Origin of the sequence: Desulfomonile tiedjei, assembly GCA_016212925.1 — a bacterium.
In the GTDB taxonomy this organism is placed as follows: domain Bacteria; phylum Desulfobacterota; class Desulfomonilia; order Desulfomonilales; family Desulfomonilaceae; genus JACRDF01.
In genome coordinates this window covers 271823-293439 of the sequence record JACRDF010000047.1, presented here as the reverse complement: position 1 = coordinate 293439, position 21617 = coordinate 271823, and the positions used below count along the sequence as shown (strand labels likewise).

The 21617-nt window shown below is 55.6% G+C and carries 8 protein-coding genes; all 8 read right to left on the bottom strand.

Annotated elements, in window-relative coordinates; translation table 11 throughout:
* Positions 1 to 7 precede the first annotated feature (7 nt).
* Positions 8 to 10657, bottom strand: a complete 10650-nt coding sequence (locus HY913_20140) for an SDR family NAD(P)-dependent oxidoreductase (GenBank protein ID MBI4965598.1) — start codon at positions 10655 to 10657, stop codon at positions 8 to 10.
* The gene (locus HY913_20135) at positions 10654 to 11613 is read right to left on the bottom strand and encodes a TetR/AcrR family transcriptional regulator (GenBank protein ID MBI4965597.1); all 960 of its coding nucleotides are present in this window, start codon (positions 11611 to 11613) and stop codon (positions 10654 to 10656) included. The genes HY913_20140 and HY913_20135 overlap by 4 nt, the downstream gene beginning before the upstream one ends.
* An 866-nt stretch (positions 11614 to 12479) precedes the next feature.
* Positions 12480 to 15575, bottom strand: a complete 3096-nt coding sequence (locus HY913_20130; protein ID MBI4965596.1) for a tetratricopeptide repeat protein — start codon at positions 15573 to 15575, stop codon at positions 12480 to 12482.
* Positions 15576 to 16003: 428 nt separating this feature from the next.
* Positions 16004 to 17266: an ABC transporter permease gene (locus HY913_20125; GenBank protein ID MBI4965595.1), complete on the bottom strand. Its 1263-nt coding sequence runs from the start codon at positions 17264 to 17266 to the stop codon at positions 16004 to 16006.
* A complete protein-coding gene (locus HY913_20120; protein MBI4965594.1) occupies positions 17263 to 18399 on the bottom strand; it encodes an ABC transporter permease in 1137 nt (378 codons plus the stop codon). The genes HY913_20125 and HY913_20120 overlap by 4 nt, the downstream gene beginning before the upstream one ends.
* 250 nt (positions 18400 to 18649) lie before the next feature.
* Complete coding sequence (locus HY913_20115; protein ID MBI4965593.1) at positions 18650 to 19603, bottom strand: ABC transporter ATP-binding protein; 954 nt, start codon at positions 19601 to 19603, stop codon at positions 18650 to 18652.
* Positions 19600 to 20607: an ABC transporter ATP-binding protein gene (locus HY913_20110; protein ID MBI4965592.1), complete on the bottom strand. Its 1008-nt coding sequence runs from the start codon at positions 20605 to 20607 to the stop codon at positions 19600 to 19602. The genes HY913_20115 and HY913_20110 overlap by 4 nt, the downstream gene beginning before the upstream one ends.
* Positions 20570 to 21604 (bottom strand): efflux RND transporter periplasmic adaptor subunit, encoded by a 1035-nt coding sequence (locus HY913_20105; protein ID MBI4965591.1) that lies wholly within the window; start codon positions 21602 to 21604, stop codon positions 20570 to 20572. The genes HY913_20110 and HY913_20105 overlap by 38 nt, the downstream gene beginning before the upstream one ends.
* Positions 21605 to 21617 lie beyond the last annotated feature (13 nt).

The following is a 21617-nucleotide window of genomic DNA, read 5'->3' as shown; positions in this document are numbered from 1 at the left end:
TCGCTGGTCAGGTCTTCCTGATCAGGACTCTGGCAACCGCGATGCCTTCCTTTTCTTCCACACGGGCCTCAAATGAACCGTCAATTGATTCATCCACGTACCTTGCCGCTTCGTTGCGGAATTCCAGTCGGGCCTGGCCGGCCTCATCCAAGTCGGCCACGTTGATATCTCTAAGATCAAACCTCAGACCTGTTCCCAGGGCCTTTAAAGCCGCCTCCTTGAGACACCACATTTCGGTGAGACGGCCCCACCTTCTGTCGTTTTCTCCCGCTGCAAGGATCTCCTCCTCCGTAAAATAATCCGCGACCCAGCTTTCGCTTCGAGCCTCTACCTTTTCCATATCCACGCCCAGTCCTCGGAACGTGCCGGGAACAGACGCTGCGGCAATCGCGAGACCGTTGGAATGGGACAGAGAGACTTCACCGACGCGAGCACCCGGTTTGGTGGAAAGTTCCGCCCTGGGCTGGCCGAGGTCGTCCTGAAGGATTAGGATGGTCTTGCCCGCATGCATCTCGCCGGACGAAGCGGCCAACAGGCGCTGAACGCTCTTTTTAAGGGCCAATCTGCCCGCCAGCCACTCTTTGGCTCTCTTGGGAGTGGCCTTTGCCGCGTGTTGCCGAACCTCATCTTCGTCGAGCATCTCCTTGAGAAACCCTTTTGAGCCCGCTTTGATCTCCGTTGAAAGGCTTTTCACAGGCACGATTTGTTCAAAGACTTTTCCGGGGAAACCTGATGAGCTTTCCAATTCGACCATTTCGACGCCCTCCAGCGTCATCAACGAGTTGCCTTTCCCGTCTTTGACCACCGCATCGAAATGAAAAACCTTTCGCCCCTCGAACTCAGCGTGGGACGCCTCCCGTACCGGAATCAGTTCACCTTCGCACGGCATGGAGCCTGTAGAATGGACCGTGACTCGATCTATGCCCGTGGGCAAAGCCATGATCCCGCGAGATTCCACAGCGAAGCCCGCTGCTGCCTGAAAACAAGCCTCGACACAACCCGGTAGAGTGTCTGCAAACATGGCAGGCCGTTCTTTGGTGTCCGCGTACCTGAACCGCACGCCTTTTGCGCTGCCCTCCAACAATATGTGATCCAGGAATCTGAAGCCCGGCCCATGGAAAAATACGGAATAGATGTCACGAGCGGTCACCCAGACCGCTTCATTCCATCGGCCGAATTCTTGGGGTTTGTTCCCGTTGAGGTCTGTGGTTTCAGTTTCCTCGCTTATTGTCAGGGTGCATTCATGATGCAAGCGGGGCGAACCCATCTTTCGACCTTCCTTGTTCACGAACCAGGAAGAAATTCGCGCCCGGTAACACAAAGCACTGTCGGCCGTACGCTCAGAGCGAACGACTTCCACTTCAGCTTCAAAAGGTTCATCTTTAAAGACTTTGAGCGGACTCCGGAAACGGACCTCTCCAAAACCCGATCGTGAAGCCGCCGGATCTATCATTTCCGCGGCTGCACGCATGATCTCCATTCCTCCAACACCCGGCAATACCGCCGCGCGGTCGATTCTGTGGTGATCCAGAAGCGGGTGGGACGGATTCAGAAACAATCTGACCTTCACATATTCGCCCGGCAAGATGGAAACCACTTCACCGGTTTGCCCGGCCAGGCTCACTTTACGGGTGGCTTCGGTTCCTGCTTGATGGAACGCGTCGGCTTCAAACGGGCCGAGCCTCCCTCCGGCCAAAACCTCCACCGCATCGGACGAACGCGCGAGTTCGCGGGCAAGGATCTCAGCACCTCTGTCAGGAGGAATGAAATCAATGCCTGCGGCTTCCAAAGTTTGCTGCACGCTGCCTCTGGTGGCCATTCCTATCTCGGACCACGGCGCCCAGTCGATTATGGACACCTTTGCGTCCATTTCTCTGTCTGCCCTGCGAAGCAAATGCGCCAGGGCGTCGTTGGCCGCGGAGTAATCAACTTGAGCCATATTACCAAAACGGCCGGCGACACTGCCAAACCCCACGATGCGGCGGGGCGGCATACCATGCCGATCGAGGGAATCGAGGAGATTGCGCATTCCCTCCACTTTGACGGAAAATACGGTTTCGATCTGTTCAATGGTTTTGTTGCGCAGCGCTCGGCTCACGTCAACGCCCGCTGCATGGATTACCAAATCGACACGGCCACAAAGCTCGGCGACTTCCTGAATCGCCTTATCCACAGCAGCTCCATCACGAATGTCCAGGGGGCGGTAAATCACCTCAGAACCTGTGGCACGCAAATCGTGCAGGTTTTTATATACTTCGGCTTCTCCACGAAGCTTGGAAAGCTCTTTTTCGACGGTTACCGGTGTGGGGGGCTTTCCGTCTCTCTTCATACGATCGACGATCTTCCGCTTCTCCTGTTCCCATTCCTCCGGTCCGAATTCCGCGAGCCGTTCCGCCCTGCTGGAGAGGACTGTCCGGCCTAGTATGACCAAAGAAATCTGATGCTGTTCGGCAAGGTGCTTCAGACACGCGGCGGTAATGCCTCTGGCCCCGCCGGTTGCAAGAACAACCTCACCGGATCTGAACCCCGGCTCTTCGCTTTGTTCCATGACAGGAACCAGTCGGATGGTCCTGAGGTCTTCCTTAGGGCCCACAGCGGTTTCCATTGGGAAGGATTCACTCAGGCTTCGAAAGACTAGGGCAGCCGATTTTTCAGGCGACAGGTCCGGATGCACATCCAGCATCCTTACCAGTGTGTCGGGATACTCACGGGCGAATGATTTGGTAGCGCCGGCCACGGCGCCGGCCTTGTACCCGACGGCAGAGGGATTTTCAAATCCGTAAGCGCCGTCTTCAGACGCCATTGTGACTAGAAATGCCGGGCCTTGGTCAAAGGCCTGCGCGGCGGCAAGGTAAAGCTCAAAAGTTTTGCGCACTGCGTCCGGGTCGTTCTCAAGGGGAAAGAGGTTGATTATTCCCAATCGCTTGTCCGCATGACCATCCGGGAGAACAGGCTCCGTTATTCTCACAACGTGCCCGAGACCTGACCGCTGGGCCTCCTCGTCTATCGTATCCGCCAGGTTCACAGGTCCACCGGCTATGATGAGGGTATCCACTTCCGGGGCCGCAATTTTCTCCAAGGGAGGCAAACTAACCAATCTGGTTTCGAACAGACCGATCTCCTGCTCTCGTGTCGTTCCCGTCTCGGCCTGCTTCCCGGCAGTCTCGATGGTTGCTTTGGTATCAGCCGCCTTGCGGCTTCTCTCCAGCACAAACGCTATTATGTGATTGATCGTCGGGAAGTCCGCTATTTTCAGTCCTTCGATCCTGGGTATGCTGAAAATCTCTCGCACTTCGGAAATGAACTCGGCCTGTTTGACCGTGTCAATTCCCAGGTCCGCCTCCAGATCCAGCCCGGTGTCCAGCATATCGGCCGGATAACCGGTTTTTTGTGAAAGCAGGGCGAGGATCTTTTCCCGCACCTCCGTTTCACCCTCAGCCGAACCGCTCGACTGCGTCTCTTCCCCCTCCGAACCACTGCCGGATCGCTCGGTATGGGCCAGGACAAACTCGATAATGTGCTCTATTGTGGGGAAATCGGCTATCTTTAGTCCTTCTATTCTGGGGATGCCGAAGGTCTCTCTGACCTCGGATATGAACTCTGCCTGTTTGACCGTGTCAATTCCCAGGTCTGCTTCAAGATCCAGCGCGGTGTCCAACATATCCGCGGGGTAGCCGGTTTTGTCGGAGAGCAGGGCCAGAATCTTGGTTCTAACTTCGTCGGCCCCTGTCGCTGATTTGGCCTGCCCTGCGTCCATTTCGGCCTCAGGCGACGGGACCTTCTGCGGGGCTGCCTCCACAAGTGCCGTGACTTGGGCTGCGGCCCGCTGCACGACTCGCAGCGTACGCTGCTCCACCGCGACAATCGGGTCTGTGTAGCCCGTTACTTGTCTCAACCAGTTTCGGTGCGTGGCTAGATCTGTGATGCGGTTTTCTTCCCGGCTGACCACTTTATACAGAGCCATAACTATTTGAGATCCGAATCCCGCGGCCAATCTCAAGGCATAGTTTGCGTGGCAGGCCCCGCCGCGGCTGAGCTTCAGATCGGCAAACTCGGGGTCAGGCTGCTTCAGGTTGGGAATGGGGGGCAAGAGCTTTTTTTGGAGACACCGCAGGGCCACCACGTCTTCTACTCCAACGCCCATGGTATGGCCGGTGAAACCCTTTGTGTTGGCTATGGGTATGTCGCGGGCCTTGTCTCCAAAGGTACTTCGGAGCGCCTTGACCTCGGCTGAAGAACTTCCTCCTCGCTTGGGAGAATAGGTTTCGTGGGACATGAAGAAGACTTCTCTGGCCAGGTCGTCACGGGACCGGCCGGACTGTTTTTCCCACTTTGAAATCATCTTCTCCATGACCGAAGAGATATGTTCCACGTCCAGGCGGGTGCCATGAAAGCCGCTGTTTGCCACTACTCCCGTCTCTATGGAAGCTATGGGCTCCATTCCCCGCTCTTTGACGAGCAGGTGGTTTTCCAGGACTATGCCGACAGCCGCAGAGCCCAATATGAGCCCATGACGTCGGTCATCAAAGGGAAGTGCCGCTTCGGACAGATTACCATTAGTGGTGGCCGCTCCCATGGCGAGGAACCCGGAACCAACCCAGGGCAGCAAGGTTTTGCCGGCGACATCGTCCGCGGCCACTAGAATCACTCTCTTCGCCTGGCCGGTCCTTATCCAGTCTCGCGCCAACAAAACAGCCTGCGTGGTGCCTGCACAGGCCGCATCAACGTGAGTGTTGGGACCTTGAGCCTTTATGAACTGGGCCAACTGCGCGTGGGCCATGCTTATGACCTTGAGAAGAAAATCCCGATTGAAAGTGTAAAGCTCTTCGGAGCCCGCGGGATTGAGATGGCTGAACTCCTCGGTGAACCACCCTGTTATTCGCGCGCGCTCCGCGTCGTCCCCGATTCGCCCCAGAAGGCCGGTATAGAAATCAATTAGCCGCTTCTTGGCTCCTGCGCCGTATCTAGCCGCTGTTTCCCGAGTGACCTCGTCCACCAGAGAAGCCATACCGGGAAATGCCGACGCGAAAATAATCCCGGTCTCGGCCCTGAGAGCCGGAGGCAGCGTCCACGAGCCAGGCAATTCCTGGCCTATGCTTGTCGTGCGTGTTTCCTGGACGAGAGGAATGCCCGCATCCCGCAACGCCTCAATCCCCGCAGCAACGGCCAGACGAGTGGTCACATCCATAGACCTGGCCAGGCGCTCGTCCAGGCCGTACTCTTCTATGATGTCCTCATCGTTGAAAAAACCGGCGAGCTTGATGACGCCCGAAACATCCTCCACCTTCTGGAGGTCCACTTCTCCATCAGCCCCTTTGAGAAGCCGCTCGATGTTCTTTTCCACCATGCTCCGCCGACTGTCTTCCGGTATTCTTTTTATGAAGTTTCCGCCCAGCAAAAGGTCATCAAGGGTCGCCCTGTCAAAGGGGAACCTCACATCGCTGGGCAAGCCCGCAGCGGTGCCGCTGATCACGACGGGGGACATGTCCATCCCCTCGGACTCGACCTGCCTCACCTTCTCTTCCATAGGCAATATGTTCGTGACAAATGACTGGAAGCCCGCCTTGATCAGGGCCCGAATAGGCTCACCCTGAATGTCGAGAAATCTCGAAAACTCGGGTTGGCCGGCCATCTGTTCAATTTCGGAGTCCAGAAGCCCTCTCAGCAGTGGAGGTGCAGTCTCGGTGGTCTGTCGAACCGTGGTTGGTTCCGGCGCGATCTTCAGTTCGGGCCTTTTGCGGTACGTTTCGGGCCTGGCGATTTCTTCTAGGGTTTCCGCGGCACCGATGTCGACCAGGACCCCTTCCGCGACCAATGCCGCCAAGGCTTCCATGAGTTGGATGATGCCGCCCTTTTTCGGATGATTGGTCGGGAGTGCAAGCGCATCATTGGACAGAGTGTCCGAAGTAAGGTTGGTCATCACCCGCTTGGGTCCACATTCCAGGAAGATTCGTATGCCTTCGCTGTAAAGCCGTCGCAGCGTTTTGACCCACTCCACGGGCGCTGCGAATTGCTTCCCCAAAAGGTCACGAATTCTGCCGGGCGCAGCCGGTCCGACAGGGTAGAAGTCACCGGTCACGTTGGAGAGCACAGGTACCAGCGGCGGATTGACAGTCAGTTTCTCCAAAGTCTTCATGAAAGGCTCGCGGGCCGGGGCCACAACACCGGAATGGAAGGCCGCTGAAACAGGAAGAAGGACGCCTTCCAAGCCTCTGGCTCTGAACAACTCGCCTGCCTGCTTGACAGCAGCGGTCTCACCGGAAATCACGGTTTGTTTGGGCGAATTTTTGTTCGCGGCCACCACGTAACCGTCCACCTCTGCCAGGACTTCTTCTACGACCCGTGCGTCCGCGGGTATGCCCATCATGAGGCCCGGATCTGCAATGCTGACCCTGGCCATTTCTCGGCCTCGAACTGCTACGGCCCGCAGTGCATCGCCGAATGAGAAAACACTCGCTGCCACGCAAGCCGCATACTCGCCCAGGGAATGCCCGGCAACTGCGGCAGGATGAATTCCCATTTTGGCCAAGAGTCTGAAAATTGCGGTATTCGCGGTTAGAATCATGGGTTGAAGGAGTTGTGTGTCCTTCATGGCGTCCGCCTGATCTTTGGCAGAAGCTTTGGCCGCGCCGTTCAGGAAAACGCAGGAGCTGACCGTGGGGAGCCCCAACGAGGCAAGGATGTCGTCGGCTTCCTCAAATGTCTCGGCCACCACAGGGAAGCGCTCGGCAAGGTCCCGGAGCATGAACGGATATTGCGATCCCTGACCCGGGAAGAGGAACGCCACTCCCGACGCGGCCCGGTTGGTCGAGGCTTGCGCCACATGTATACCGCGGGCAGGGAAGAACGCCCTCTTGGCGGGGTCCTTCAATCCCTCTAAAACCAGCGAAAGCTTCTCCGTGGCAGCCTGAGCATCCTGGGCTGCAAATCCGCAGCGGAACTCACAGCCCGCGGATTCTTCACGCTGAGCAGCCGCAAGCGAAGATGCGTTTGCCGATGTAATCTGTTCCAAGAGCTTTTCAATTCGCTTGGTGAGATCGCCGGGACCGGAACCACCGATTACCCAAGCATCGCCCTCTATGGTCATTTCCGGTGGCTTGGGCCAGTCCGGAGGCCTGAATTCCACCGGCTGGACCGCCTTTTTCTCACCGGAAATCACCCGGAGTCCGGGTACGTGTTCCTGTACAAGCACATGGAAATTGGTGCCGCCGAATCCGAAAGCGCTTACACCGGCCCTGCGGATATGGCCGCCGGCTACTTCCCACGGCCGGGCCTCGGTTACCAAAGAAAGCGGCGAGGATTCCCAATCAATACACGGGTTGGGCCGCTGAACGTTTACGGTAGGAGGCAAGGTCCGCTTGTGCAGACCGAGAACAGCCTTTATTATTCCTGCGGCGCCTGCCGCGGCTTTAAGGTGCCCTATCTGAGATTTCACCGATCCCAGACCTATGGACGCCTTGGCGCAGCCCGCGCCCTGGAAGAATTTGTCCAGCACGCTCAGCTCGGTAGAGTCCCCAACGGGCGTCGAGGTTCCATGAGCTTCCACAAGCCCCACGGAAGCCGGGTCGATTCCCGCTGCGTCGAAACATGCACGGACGGCTCTTTCCTGGCCCGCGGCATTGGGAGCGGTAATGCCTTTCCCCCTGCCGTCAGAAGAAGACCCTATCTCCACTACTGTCCCATAGATTCGGTCGCCGGCTCTGACTGCGTCGGACAGCCTTTTCAACAGCATCATCCCCGCGCCTTCGCCCATTACAAAACCGTTGGCCCCCTCGTCAAAGGGGCGGCTACCATCAGGCGAAAGCGCTCCTATCTTGCAAAATTTCACGAAAGACGCGGGATTCATCATCGAATCCACGCCGCCGGTCACCGCGTAGTCTATGCTGCCGCCCCTCAGCGCGGCCACAGCGTTCATCACCGCGGCCATTGACGAGGCACAGGCCGCATCGACCGTGAAATTGGGACCTTCCAGGTTGAAAACGTTGGCCACTCGTCCGGAAATCACATTTGCCAACTCTCCCGGCAATGAATCTTCGGTGATGTCCGGCAAATCCTCCAAATACCGGGATCGGAATTCTTCGATCAATTTGGTCTTCGTCGAGTCGTCAAGGTTCAGCGAGGAGAATGCTTCCTCAAGACAAGCAATTGTGCGCGGCACTGTCATTCGCTCCGCGTACCGGTCGGTTGTCTCACCGCCCATGCTGTTGCCGATTATGACTCCGACCCTTTTTCCCTTTAAATCAGCCGGATTCAGACCCGCGTCCGCCAGAGCGTCCGCGACACAGGTGACGGCAAGCTGCTGCGTGCGGTCCATCTTTTGGGCCACAGCCGGCGGAATGCGGTATTTGAGCGGATCGAACTTGAATTCCGTTATAAAGCCGCCGATCTTTGTGTAGGTCTTGTCAGGCGCCTTGGGATCCGGATGGTAGTAGAAAGCGGAATCTCCCCATCTGTCGGGAGGCACCTCCACGATTCCGCTGCGGCCGCTCATGATCTGCTCCCAAAACGAGTCGGGCGAATCCGAACCGGGGAACCGCAGTCCTATGCCCACCACAGCAATGGGCTCTTTTACGTGTTCCACCACTGGAACTTCCTCGGGCAAAGCGAGGTCCTGGGCCTGAACTTGTTCGTCCTCAGGCTGAGGCAGTCGCATCTCGAAGATTTGCCGACCCTCGTGGATTATCTCCGAATGCAGGGCCTCTATGGTGCAGGGTTCACGCAAGAGCGAAACCACCTGCCCCATGAGGTAAAGCCCTCGGTTTACCTGTTCTTCCGCGGGCAGATCGCAAAAAACCGGGCAGTCCCAGGTCGCGGTGTTCGGATCAATCGCGCAACCCTTGGCCGCAAGCCTGAGAGCGCCCAAGTTGTCCTTTTCGTAGAGTTCCTTGCGCTCACGCAGTGGCATGCCGTTTCTGAGACGCTCGTGCTCTCTTTCGATAAGCTCCGAAGCCATTGGCGAACCCGCGGCGCGTGCCTTGGTGTTCACAGTGCGGCCGATGACCACCGTTTTTCTGCTGTCGAGCGTCAGAGCCTGGTAAGTTGGGGTGATCGCGCAGGTGAAAACAGCCTCTTTGGTGGCCAGATAGGCCGTGCCCATTTGCAGGCCCACATTCAGGCCCCTGGTCACAAAGTCGGATACCATCCCCGCGAGAAAAGCCGCGGCACGGCCGGTGGCTATGCCGCCGGCAAAAAGCACCGTAACCTCATGTAGGTCCAAACCATTCCGGGATGCCGCGTCCAATTCGGTAAGATTGGCATTCCAAAGGATGAGGCTTCCCAGCGAGCCGATGTGGCCGCCTGATTCGCTTCCTTCAAATACAAACCGCCTGAGACCACTCTTGAGCCCCTCCGCGAGAATCGCGGGGGAAGGACAGTGTAAATAGCAGGCAGTTCCGATAGCCTCGATGCGCTTGGCAAGCTCTACCCCTCCCGCCGCGAGAATCGCGAAGGGTGGGGGATTCTCGCTCATGATCTCCAGGTGGGATTCATAGCATTTGCGGTTGACTTCCAATCCGATGAGACCGACGCCAAATCTTCCGCGGTTTTTTGCGGCGGCAAGCTCCATCCCTTCCCGTGCAATCGGGCCCGGCATGTTGCCCATGGCAAGGAACGGCAGTGCGCCCGCCTGTGCCACGGCTGAAAGAAAATCGGGATTATCGCTTACATGAGCCATAGGGCCCTGGACGATGGGAAAGCGAGTCCCATGGCCGCGGCAAACCTCGGAATCCTCGCCGAACGGCCACACGGCCACTGGCTCGGACATTTTGCGGCCAAAAGCAGCCAGTATTGACGCGGCAGTACCGAACTCCTTGCTCAGACCCTTCGCTGCAACAATGTCTTCGGACATGGCAAGGAGCGTTTCATCTTTGTCAAGCTCACCCACCGGATTCCGCAGGCAATGCGCGAGGCGGTCGCAATAATTCGGGAATTCCTCCGGCGTGAGCGACTCCTCATCCTTTTTCAGCTCCCGGACCATTCTGGTCCCGACTCGGGAATAAACGCGGAGCGGCCTAGACGATCCTTCAGCCAAGGTCACGGTTGCGGGCAGGCTGAGCCCTGCCAGGAAATCCTTCAAGGACTGAGGGATAGCTGAACCTTCAGACAGAAGCAAATGCACGTCCAGGACAACACCTGTGGCGCCAGCGGCTACCGCGGCGGCTGCCGTGTGCATTCCAACTCCGCCCTGAAGGAAAAGAGGAAGTCCCGACACCGCGAGAATTTCCTGAATCAGCACAAACCCGCTGGTTTCACTCACCCATCCGGGCCCCTCGTTTCCGCGAGCCACCAGGCCTGCCGCGCCTGCGCTTTCAGCCTCCTGGGCCTGCTGTGCGCTACCTACCTCGATCAGAACGGGTACAGGCAGAGCCTTCAGAGCGCCGGGTTCCAGCTCGGCCACGGATTCGGAATCCTCCAACGGAATCAACGCGAGCCGGACATTGGCAGCGAGATTCAACCCTTGGAGTTCCTTGACCGAGACCCTCAAACCGTGAGGAACGTCCCCAGGGACATGAAAATTCGCAGGCCCTGATGTCACATGGTCAACAATTCCGAGGCCTCCCGCACGGGAGGCCTCTTCTATGAGACCGGCATCCGCATTGATCCGCGGATTCACATAAAGTACCGGTATCTCCAGGCCAAACGGCAGCACTAATTTCATGAGATCACCTTGAGTGTAGTAGTTGTCTGAATTTGGTCAGGCTTGACGACAAAACCGTAAAAAAGGACTTCCTTTACAGTATCTATCTCGGTCAGAAGGGAACCTTCAGCTCCCTCATGGAGCCATTTCTGGATCACGCCGTTGAGGAATCCGATGATCCCGAAAAACACGGTGAAGTAGTTCATCTGTTTGAGGGCGCCATGTCTTGACGCTTTCCAGCAGCGCCTTTTCAGACCGGGCAGGCCCAGGATCAGCCCGTTAATGAACTTTTCGGAGAACTCACGGCCGAAATCCTTGTGCTCCTGAGTAATGACCTTGAAAAAGGCCGAATTCTTCTCGAAGAAGCTGAGGTACATCTTGATGATGCTTTCGATGATCATGACCACATCTTCTTCCCTGCTCAGGTCCTTGCGGGCCAGTTCCACGAATTCGCCGATGGTGTCGTCTTTCAACGCGTTGAAAAGCTGCTCTTTTGTGTTGAAATACCGGTACACGGTCCCTTTTGCGATGCCCGCCCGTTCTGCTATGGAGTCAATGGTGGAGGCGTGGTACCCCTTTTCCGAGAATTCATCCAGTGCGGCCTCCAGGATTTTGCTCCGGGCTTCCTTGAGCTTCTTTCTCTTCGCGCGCTCTACATCCGCGGGTCTGCGCAGGCTCTGGAACAGGAGATCTTCCAGCAGGCTATTCCGGGACAGGCCCGACGCGTCAACCACATCCAGCACATTGCGATAGAAGTCCCTTACAAGCGTATCGGAATAGATTGGCGACGCGGCAAGCGCATCAACAGCCTTTTCCACGAACGCGAGGATTTTTTCTTCAGGGCTCGCGTGGTCGTCCGATTCGTCGGCAAGGTGCGCCTTGAGCAGGGTGATGAGTTTTGGGACTGCGAAGGTGTCTTTATGAGCCTTGGTTTGGGAGACAACCTTCAGGATATCTTTTTCAACGGACGGGTTCATTTGCTTCCTTTATTGGGTCACCTGGGCTTCCACGCCTTGGCGTGGTGCGCGCGGTGAGGGTGGAGGGGGAGACCATCTCCCCCATCGCAATTCCGCGGCGCAATGATTGTCCCGGTGAACCGGTTCATTCTTCTCTTCATTAAAACACAACGGTCAGTCAAGATTTTTAGTGACTGACCAGTTCGTCTTATAACTATTCTTACCGAACACGGACGGTGTATGTCAAGAGATTTGTGGAAACCAGGAGGGCCAAATGCATGCGGGGGAAAACTTTTTTGCAATCCCGCGGGACGCGGGACCCCCGCGCCCCCTTTCCAAAAACTCTCATATATTTTCGTAATAGCAGAAGCGCCCAGGAGATGCCCGCGGAGGCTGTCTCAGAACTGAGGATTTCACCGGCCGGTCAGTAGGGGCGGTTCGTGAACCGCCCGAAATCAGGGCGCTTCTCGAAGCGCCCCTACCAGGCAACCTCTCCATTCTAGGGTTTTGATACCAGTTCGCTATTATTCTCGTAACATCAAGGATAGTAGCTGTCATTGCGGGGAGCGAAGCGACGAAGCAATCTCTCGCCACTGAGATTGCTTCGGGCTCGACGCCCTCGCAATGACAACTTTCGGCAATGTTATATTTTTTATTGCGAATCGGTATTATTCGGTGGGACCGTCCCGCGCAGAACGCGGGATTGCCGGTCATTGTAATGGGCAGGCTGAAAGCCTGTCCCACCAATGGAGATCCCTGCGGGCTGTGCCCACCGTTTCCGGTCATTGCCGACAGCCTTGACCGGACCGAGTTTTTGGACATTTCTTTTGGCAATGGATTAAAAGGCTGGCAGGTAATAGGGGTAGCAACCTGAACGGCCGCGCTCGTCAGTCGCTCTTAAGCGATTTCAGGTTTTTCAACACGAGCCTCGTCTTGGGATGATCGTCGCCCCACGCGCCTCGCAACATCGCTAAGGCCCGCGTGAAGTGAGCCTTGGCTCCCTCCAAATCCCCGAGTTTCCCAAGAACCCCGCCGAGGTTGCTCAGATGAATTGCGACCGCGGGATGGTTCAGGCCGTAGACCTTCTCGTCTATCTCCAAGGCCCTCTCAATATGCGCCCTGGCTCCCTCCAAATCCCCGAGATCTTTAAGCACCATGCCGAGGTTGTTCCGGCGAATCGCGACCGTCGGATGCGCCAGTCCGTAGACCTTCTCGTCTATCGCCAAGGCCCTCTCAAAATTGGCCTTGGCTCCCTCCAAATCCCCGAGATCATGAAGCACCAACCCGAGGTTGTTCAGAACAGTGGCGACCCTGAGATGGTCCGAGCCAAAGACCTTTTTGCCTACGTTCAGGGCCCTCACATAATTAGCCTCAGCCGCCTTCAACTCCCCGAGTTCATGAAGCACCGAGCCAAGGTTGTTCAGATCCCTCGCGATCGCTGTGTGGTCTGGGCCGTGGATGTTCTCGTCGATCTCCATCGCCCTCTCAAAAATTGCTTTGGCTGCCTGCAGATCCCCGAGAGCCTGAAGCACCCTACCGAGGTTGTTCAGACGAATTGCTACTGCAGGATGGTTTGGGCCATACACCTTTTCATCTATTTTCATCGCCCTCTCAAAATTCCCCTTGGCTCCTTCCAAATTCCCGAGATCATGAAGCACCAACCCTAGGTTGTTCAGAACGGCTGCCACTACGGGATGGTTTGGGCCATACACCTTCTCGGCTATGGTTAGAGCCCCTCCCAGTAGACCCTTGGCCTCTAAGAATTGGCCAAGGATCCTTAAATGCCATCCCATTTCATTCAAAAGGCGCCCCGTGGGCTCGTCATCCACCTGCTCAGAGCGTGAGTATTCTGTCGCGGAGAGGCCCTGCGGAAGGAGCTGTTTAGCCCTAGGCCATGTCTCCAGATCGTCGTCCTTAAAGCCATACGCTTCATTGATCAGACGCATCACGGCAGCGACCTTACGTTTCCGCGCAGCTGGTGCCATTCCGTTTCTGACCACCAATTGAACCAGCCTGTGAAAGGACAATGAATCCTGGGTAACCTCGGCCAGAGAATAGTGCTTGAGAGCTGCTTTGACCTCGTCCCATTGCAATGGGTCTTTGACAGCGTCCTTCAAAGGATCGGGAAGGTGCTCGGGATGCTCAGAGAAAAGATCGAATGGTATGGCTTCGGGTGCGAAGAAGGCGCAAAGTTCCATCAGATCCGCGGCCGCGGGGCATTCTTTGCGGAGCGATTCAAAAGAGAGTTTCCATGTCGTGGCAACAGTGTCGGGATAATCAAGGGGTTTGCCCTGTTTCAGAAGCTTATCGTGCTGTTCGCGGAACAGTTTCAGATACTTTTCGCAAGATGAACCACAGGCTTCGATGTACGCTCCGGCCTGCTCAAGGGCCAGAGGCAGACAATCAAGCTCTTCGGCCAATTTAAGAGCGCCTTCCCGGTCCTGATTACGGGTTCGCTTTACCAGGAAATCCGCTGCGTCCTCTGGTGGCAAGACACCAACAGGGATTGGTTCGGCCGATGCCAGCCAGTTCGGATTCCGGGAGGTAATGATCGCTCCGCCATTGCGTTGCGGCAGATATTCCTTCAGGTCCTCTGGCTTCTCGGCATTGTCAAATACGAGTAGCCAGCCGTCATGCGTTGCCAACCAACTTTTTACAGCCTGAATAGCCTCTTGGGGTACCGAGTCAGGGCCAAGCCCCAGTTTCGGAGCGAGCGCAGCATAATCAAGCGCCAAAGTTGCCGGCTCTTCCGCACGCAGCCACCAGACCAGCGAGTAGTCCTCCTGCCGGTCATAAACGTGTCGCAAGACAATCTGGGTCTTTCCGACGCCGCCCAGGCCATGCAAAACCGCAGCACGAACTTTGTTTGCCGAGGAATTCAGCGTTTGCTCGAGTTTCTCCAAGAGTGCTACGCGTCCGGTAAAGTTCCGATTGTACGCGTGGGGAATGTTCCAAATTCGAGGATGCGATTCGGCGGTTGTGGCTCTTGGTCCTTCTTGACCAGGTAAGGGAATTCCCCAGAGATCTTGCCCTGCGACCCTTAGTTTCTCAGGAAAAGCATCCGAATCAATGGCCCATTCTTGACAATCTTTGGACCACTTCAGGGGCTCGGCAACTATTCGACCATGTTCCAAATCCAAACCGCACCAAAGGAAACGATTCACCCACCTTTCCTTTTCCCTCTCTTGGAAGGCCGCTCCCGACTGAATTATCCGGAATGGATTTTCCGCGCCGCTATCAGGGCGGGATTGATTCTTGTGTAAATGTCCGTGGAGGTACAAGACACCTTGCCTGCCGAAGAGCGCGCGTACGGATTCAACCTCGTCATCCAAGAACCAGTCTATGGGATGGTGCCCTAAAACTATCCGCATGTGGCATTCTTTGATTTTTTCCAAGCCATCTTCGATAATCGATTTGCCCGCGGAAAGCTGATGCCTGTCATTGTCGTTGAAGGAAAGCCACGCGGTATTAAGGCCGAGAATGCCAATGCGGCACCCTGCGCGTTCATGAGTTGCCCAGAAAGCTCCTTCCGGGCCGAAAAGCCAATGATCGTCTAATTTACCGCGATGCCAATTGGCAAATGCCTCGAATCGTTCAAAGATGACCTTGCGTTTTGACAATCCTTCTTGGGTGGGGTCCAGAAATCGGGGAACACGCGAGAGGGTTCCGTGCGTGGCAACCGCCTCGGCCTTGGTGCGATCAACATCGTGGTTCCCCGGAACGATGAAGATACGCGAGGCACAATCCGCGGGAAGGCTTTCACGAAGCGGCTGCAGGAACTCTTCTTCGAAGAGCCTATACTGATCTGGCAGTCCCTTATCGGCAATATCTCCGGTAATGAAGACCAAATGAGGAGCCTCGCCGGCCTCAACCTTGGCCTGGACGTTCTCGAGAATGTACTTGAACAAACGGCGCTGGCCGTAGTCATCCTTGCCGACATGAAAATCAGAGAGATGCAGCCAGCGTATGAGGTTTGAGGACATGATTGCCGCTACTCCTTTTGTGAGCAGCTATGAATTGCAGGGATGAACGCCCCGCGTTTTTCTTCTATCCGGGGAGGAAAAAGGGCACGGCGTGCCGTGCCCCTACACAAAACGTCGGCATTGACGCGGATCGCTGACCCAGTTAGCTGAGCAGGCGTGGATCGCCACGTGAGAATTTTCGCCCTATATTCCTGCACTTTGCTGCCGCGATCAAGCACATTCTGACTTTCTAGAGCCGTGACAGAGATTGATGATCCTCATTGGCTCGATGCTGACCGGAAAAAGAGAACCGTTGGCAACGGGACATGATACAAAAGTCTTTGGAAGGGGGGTTGCGGGGGGAAACTTTTCTACAGAAAAGTTGCCTCCCGCACTATTCCCCCTCCTTTCTTCCCTGCCCTTTCCTTTTTCTCCGTTCCCACTCTTGCCTAATCGACTCGTTTTTTGAAGAGGAATGAAGCGACGGCGATGAAGAAGACCGCCATGATGCAGATTGGTAGGACTTCCGGCCAGAGGACATCCCATCCGGTGCCCTTTAGGAACACGCCTCGGACGATGCTTATGAAGTACCGCATGGGATTGAGGTACGTGAGGTATTGGATGACAATCGGCATATTCTCGATGGGAAATGCGTATCCGGAAAGCAACACAGAAGGCTGCAAGAACATAAACGATGAAAGGATAGCCTGTTGCTGCGTCTGGCAGAAGGCTGATATGGTCATGCCGATTCCCGCGATGGTAATCAGGAAGGCCATTCCGGTGGGCAGAAAAAACAGCCTTGAGCCATTGAAAGGCACATCGAAAACCAGCAATCCAACGGGCATGATGACCGCCATGATTGTTATCACTATCGCGAAACATGGCAGTATCTTGCCCAAGATCAACTCAAGACGCGATATGGGCGTGACCATTAGCTGTTCTATTGTGCCGATCTCTTTTTCCCGGACAATCACCGCAGACGTCATGATAATAGTGGTCGCAACGAGGATGATGACCACCACGCCGGGCACAAAAAAGTCTTTGGAGTTCAAGTTAGGATTGAACCAGGCCCTGCTCGCATTGGCCAATGACGGGACAACCAGCCTGGGAATAGGAGAATCGAACATCAGTCCCTGCATTTTGCCCACGCGTTTAGTCGTTAGGTCCGAGGAAAACCGCAGCAGGATAGATTGGGCGTATCCGGATACAGTGCCCGCCGTGGTGGTGTCCACCCCGTCAATCAGGACCCCAACCTGCGCGGTTTGGCCTCCCTTTATTCGCCGCTCCAGATCGGGCGGGATCAAGATGGCCAGGGCAGCCTGGCCGGTCTCCAGGTATCGATCGACCTTGTCGTACGAATCTACCGTCTGCTTGATGATGAAGTACCCCGAACGGGAGAAGGAATCTATTATCTCTCTGCTGAGCGCGCTCCGATCGAGGTCGGCAACGACGGTTTGCACATCTTTTACATCCAGGCGACTCGCATAACCCAGAATAATGAGCTGCATGAACGGAGCAATGAGTATGAGGCGGAAATTCTGCTTGTTGCGGTATATTTGAATGAACTCCTTGCGCATGAGGGTCTTTATCCGGCGCAGACTTTCAACCAACTCGGGAGAGAAAAGCCTCTCGATCCAGCTTCGCGTTGATTCTCCACCGCGGCCGGCGGCAGCTCGATTGTTTTTTGAATCAGGGGTCATATTGTCGCTCATCGCAGGCTCTTTTTCAGCTTCACGGTTGCAAGGAAAGTGAGAAACACTGCAAAAAATACGAGCATCAGAAAAGGCACAAGTACGGCCTCTACGCCGACGCCCTTTAGATATATGGCTCGCAGGACGGTAACGAAATGCCTGGCAGGAATGATGTACGTGACTATCTGCAATATGTCCGGCATGTTGGAAATCGGGAATACAAAGCCGGATAGAAGAAACGACGGCAGGAAAGTTCCCAAGAGCGCTACCTGAGTCGCAAAGAACTGGTTGGAAGCGACCACGGAAATGAAGAACCCCAGAGAAAGCGCTCCGATCAGGAATATGCCGGAGACGAAAAACATCAACAACAGGCTTCCTCGGAAAGGTACATTGAACACGTATTGCCCCATTACGTAGGTCATCAGGAGATCCACGTAACCCAGCACAAAATAAGGTATCAACTTTCCCAATATCAGTTCATTGGGTTTCAATGGGGTCGAAATAAGCTGTTCCAAAGTGCCCAGCTCCCTTTCCCTCACAATGGTCAGTGATGTGAGCAGCGCTGCAATAACCATCATGATTATGGCAATGAGGCCAGGGACAATGTTGTTTCTGCTTTGAAGCTCAGGATTGTAGAGCAGCCGGACACGCGGCTCCACAGGCGGATTGATCCTCTGTTGGACGGATTGGCTTGTAAGCGCCTGCTTTCGGAGATCATCTTCGAAGGTGGCAACAATGGTCTCCAGGTACACAATGGCCAAACCGGCCCTGGTCGAATCCGAACCGTCCACGACCGCCTGAACGCTGGTGGGCCTGCCACGTTTCAAATTCCTGCTAAAATCAAAAGGAATTACCAGCCCCATATTGGCTTCGTTTTTGTCGATGGCCTGTACAATAGGCTGATACGATTCGGTCCGCAAAACCACCGTGAAGTAGCCCGAGCTGGTCAGTCTATCGATGAATTCCCGTGACGCGGGGGTGCGCTCTTGATCCCAGACGGCCAGCGGAATATTGTCCACGTCCAAGGAAAGGGCATAGCCGAACAGAATCATCAGCATGACCGGGATACCAAGTGCAAGGTACAAAGATCGCGAGTCCCGGATAATTTGTCTGGTCTCTTTGCGTGCGACTGCTAGGGTGCGAGCAATATTCATGGCTTATTGAGAAACAGTCCTTGAGATGTTCCAGCGTTCATCGGAATGGTACCCATTCAGTTACGGGTGGCACAAAAATGTTGTTGCGAGGACCGAAGCGACAAAGCAATCTCTTTTTCGGTGGGACGGGCATCTTGCCCGTCATTCCAATGGACAAGCGAGAAACCTGTCCCACCAATGGAGATTGCTTCGGGCTTGCGCCCTCGCAATGACAGAGTGCCGCGCTTCGCAACTAAGTGATTCCCCGGACTCACGAGTCGGAGTTACCATCTTTGGCCGTCAGGGTTACAAACACGTCTTCAAGGCTCGGGGTGATGGGCTCTATCCTGAAAACCTCAATCCCGGCCTCGGTCAAGACTTCTCTGGCTCTCGTTACAGCATAATCCGGGTCCCCCGCGACCAGATGCAGCAGGCTCCCGAATACGGCCACCTCCGTGAAGCCCGGCTCCTGCTCCAGCAGTTCAGCCGCTTTCATGAGATCATCGCATTCCAGGTCTATGACCGACTCGATCATCCAGTTCTTTTTCAGTTCACCGGGGGTCCCAAGAGCTATTATTTTCCCGCGGCTCATCAATGCGAGGCGATTGCAGTACTCTGCCTCTTCCATGTAGTGGGTTGTAACAAACACGGTCACGCCCTGCCGGCCCATGTCGTGGATCAACTCCCAGAAGCTGCGGCGAGAAAGGGGGTCCACCCCCGAGGTCGGTTCATCGAGAAACAATACCGGAGGCTCATGGAGGACCGCGCATCCCAGTGCAAGTCTCTGTTTCCATCCCAACGGCAGGTCTCCGGTGAGGCTGGTCCTTTTGTCGGTCAGTCCGGCCATCTCCAGCACCCATGTATCCCTCGACTTCTTTTTCTCCCTTTCCAGGCTGTAAATTCCGCCGAAAAAGTCGAGATTTTCCCCCACCGTCAGGTCCTCGTACAGGGAGAACTTCTGCGACATGTACCCTATATGTTTCTTGATTTCCTCAGGTTGTGTTGCCACGTCAAATCCGGCAACCTTGGCGGCTCCGGAGGTAGGGGCAAGCAGCCCGCAGAGTATTTTGATAGTGGTGGTCTTTCCCGCTCCGTTGGGACCCAGGAAACCGAAGATTTCGCCCTTTTCCACTTCAAAGCTGACGTTGTCAACGGCCCTGAACTCTCCAAAGACCTTGGTGAGGTTATCAGCGAAGACCTCTACCCCTTCAGCCTGCTTTTTCACCGCACTTCCTCGGCTGATGCTTTGGACACATCATTCTTAGGGATCAGCGACAGGAAAGCGTCTTCCATCGCGGGCGTAATCCTCCTCAAGGAATCAATCTTCATGCCCTCCCGCTGGAGTGTTTCGCGAACCACATCAGCATACTGCTCGTCCTTCACTCGGACATGGAGCGCGTCGCCGAAAACATTTGCGTCGATGACTTCAGGCACGCGCAAAAGCACCTCCTTGGCACGGTTCAGGCCCGAACAGACAAGCTCCATCATTAGGCCGCTGACCATGCCTTTTAGCGCGCGAGGCTCACCCAGCTGAATGATAGATCCCTTGTGCATCAAGGCCACGCGGTTGGTTCGCTCAGCTTCGTCGAGGTAAGCGGTCGTAATCACTATAGAGATTTTCTCCTTTACAAGGTCGTAAAGGATCTTCCAGAAATCACGGCGGGAGACCGGGTCAACCCCGTTGGTGGGTTCGTCCAAGAGTAACAGGCGGGGCGAATGGATGAGGGCACAGGCAAGGCCCAGCTTCTGTTTCATCCCTCCGGACAGGGCCCCGGCAAATCTGTCCTTGAAGGGAGCCAGGCGACTGAAACCCAGCAGCGTGTCGATCCTGGGGCCGCGTTCTGCCTTGGGGACTTGGAAAAGATCTGCGTAGAAGACAAGGTTCTCCATTACGGTCAGGTCCTGATACAGACCGAACCGCTGAGGCATGTACGCTATGTGCTCTTTTATCTCCTCAGGGTCGTCTACGATTGAGACATCGTCAACCCAGGCCTTGCCGGAAGTCGGGGCTAGAATGCCTGCCAGCATACGCATGGTAGTGGTCTTGCCCGCGCCGTCAGGCCCAACAATGCCAAAGAGTTCGCCGCGCTTCACCTCCAGGTCCAGGTTCCGCACCGCTTGGACCTCACCAAAGTCGCGGCAGAGCTTTTCAGTCCGGATGATCGACGGTGTTTCCGGATTGTGACCCACGCTATTTCCCACGCGTCGACACCCCCGCTTTTTTCGCATGCTCTTCATCCACGACGACATATCCTTCCGCGGGCATGCCGATCTTCAACTCCTGCTCCGGGTTTTGGATCGTTACCTTAACTCTGAAAACTTGCTTGATCCTTTCTTCTCGCGTCTGAACATTTTTGGGTGTGAACTCTGCTCTGGATGAAATAAAGGTCACAACACCGGGATAGATCTTGCCGGGAAATGTGTCGGTAGTGATTTCGGCCTTTTGCCCAAGCTTTACCTTGCCGAGGTCTCTTTCGCTCACGTAACCCTTGAGCCAGACCTCATCTATGGCTGCAACCGTGGCCACAGTGGCCCCCGGCAGAGTCACCTCCCCCAACTCCGCTGCTTTGACCAGCACCACCGAGGCCGTGGGGGTCGCCAATGTGGAATGTTCGATATCGAGCTTGATTCTTTCGAGGTTCCATTGGGCCCCTTCCCAGCGTGCCCGCGCGGCGCGAATCTGCTGCTCTCTGGGCCCGGTTTCGAGTTCTTTCAGCCGTTGGGTCGAATTGTTGTAATCTTCGAGCGCGACTTTGTAAGTGCTGTCTCTCGAGTCGAAGTTGGAGGCTGATACCACCCCTTCCCTAAACAGCGCCAGATAGCGATGGTATTCATCCTTTGCCAGTTTGAGCCTGCTTTCCGCCGCTTTCCATTGGGCCCTGGCCTGTGCAATCTCTTCGACGCGGGTGCCCTCCTCTAGTTCGTCCAGAACGGCTCTGGCATTAGCCAGATCAGCTTCCGCTGCTCCTTTCTGAGCCGTAAGAGTGTCAATATCGAGCTTGGCGACCACTTGGTTCTTTTTCAGCCGGTCCCCTTCTTCTATCGGGAGACTGATTATCTGGCCGCTCAATCTGAAAGAGAGATCCGTTTCGGTGGCCTCGATGTTTCCGCTGACGAAGATCTTTCCTTCCACGTGGTTTCGATCTCTCAAATGGACCATCACGCCAAGCCCAACCACAGCTAGAAAGACAAGTGCAACCAACAGAGCGATTTTCTTCTTGTTCATTGCGCAGTATCCC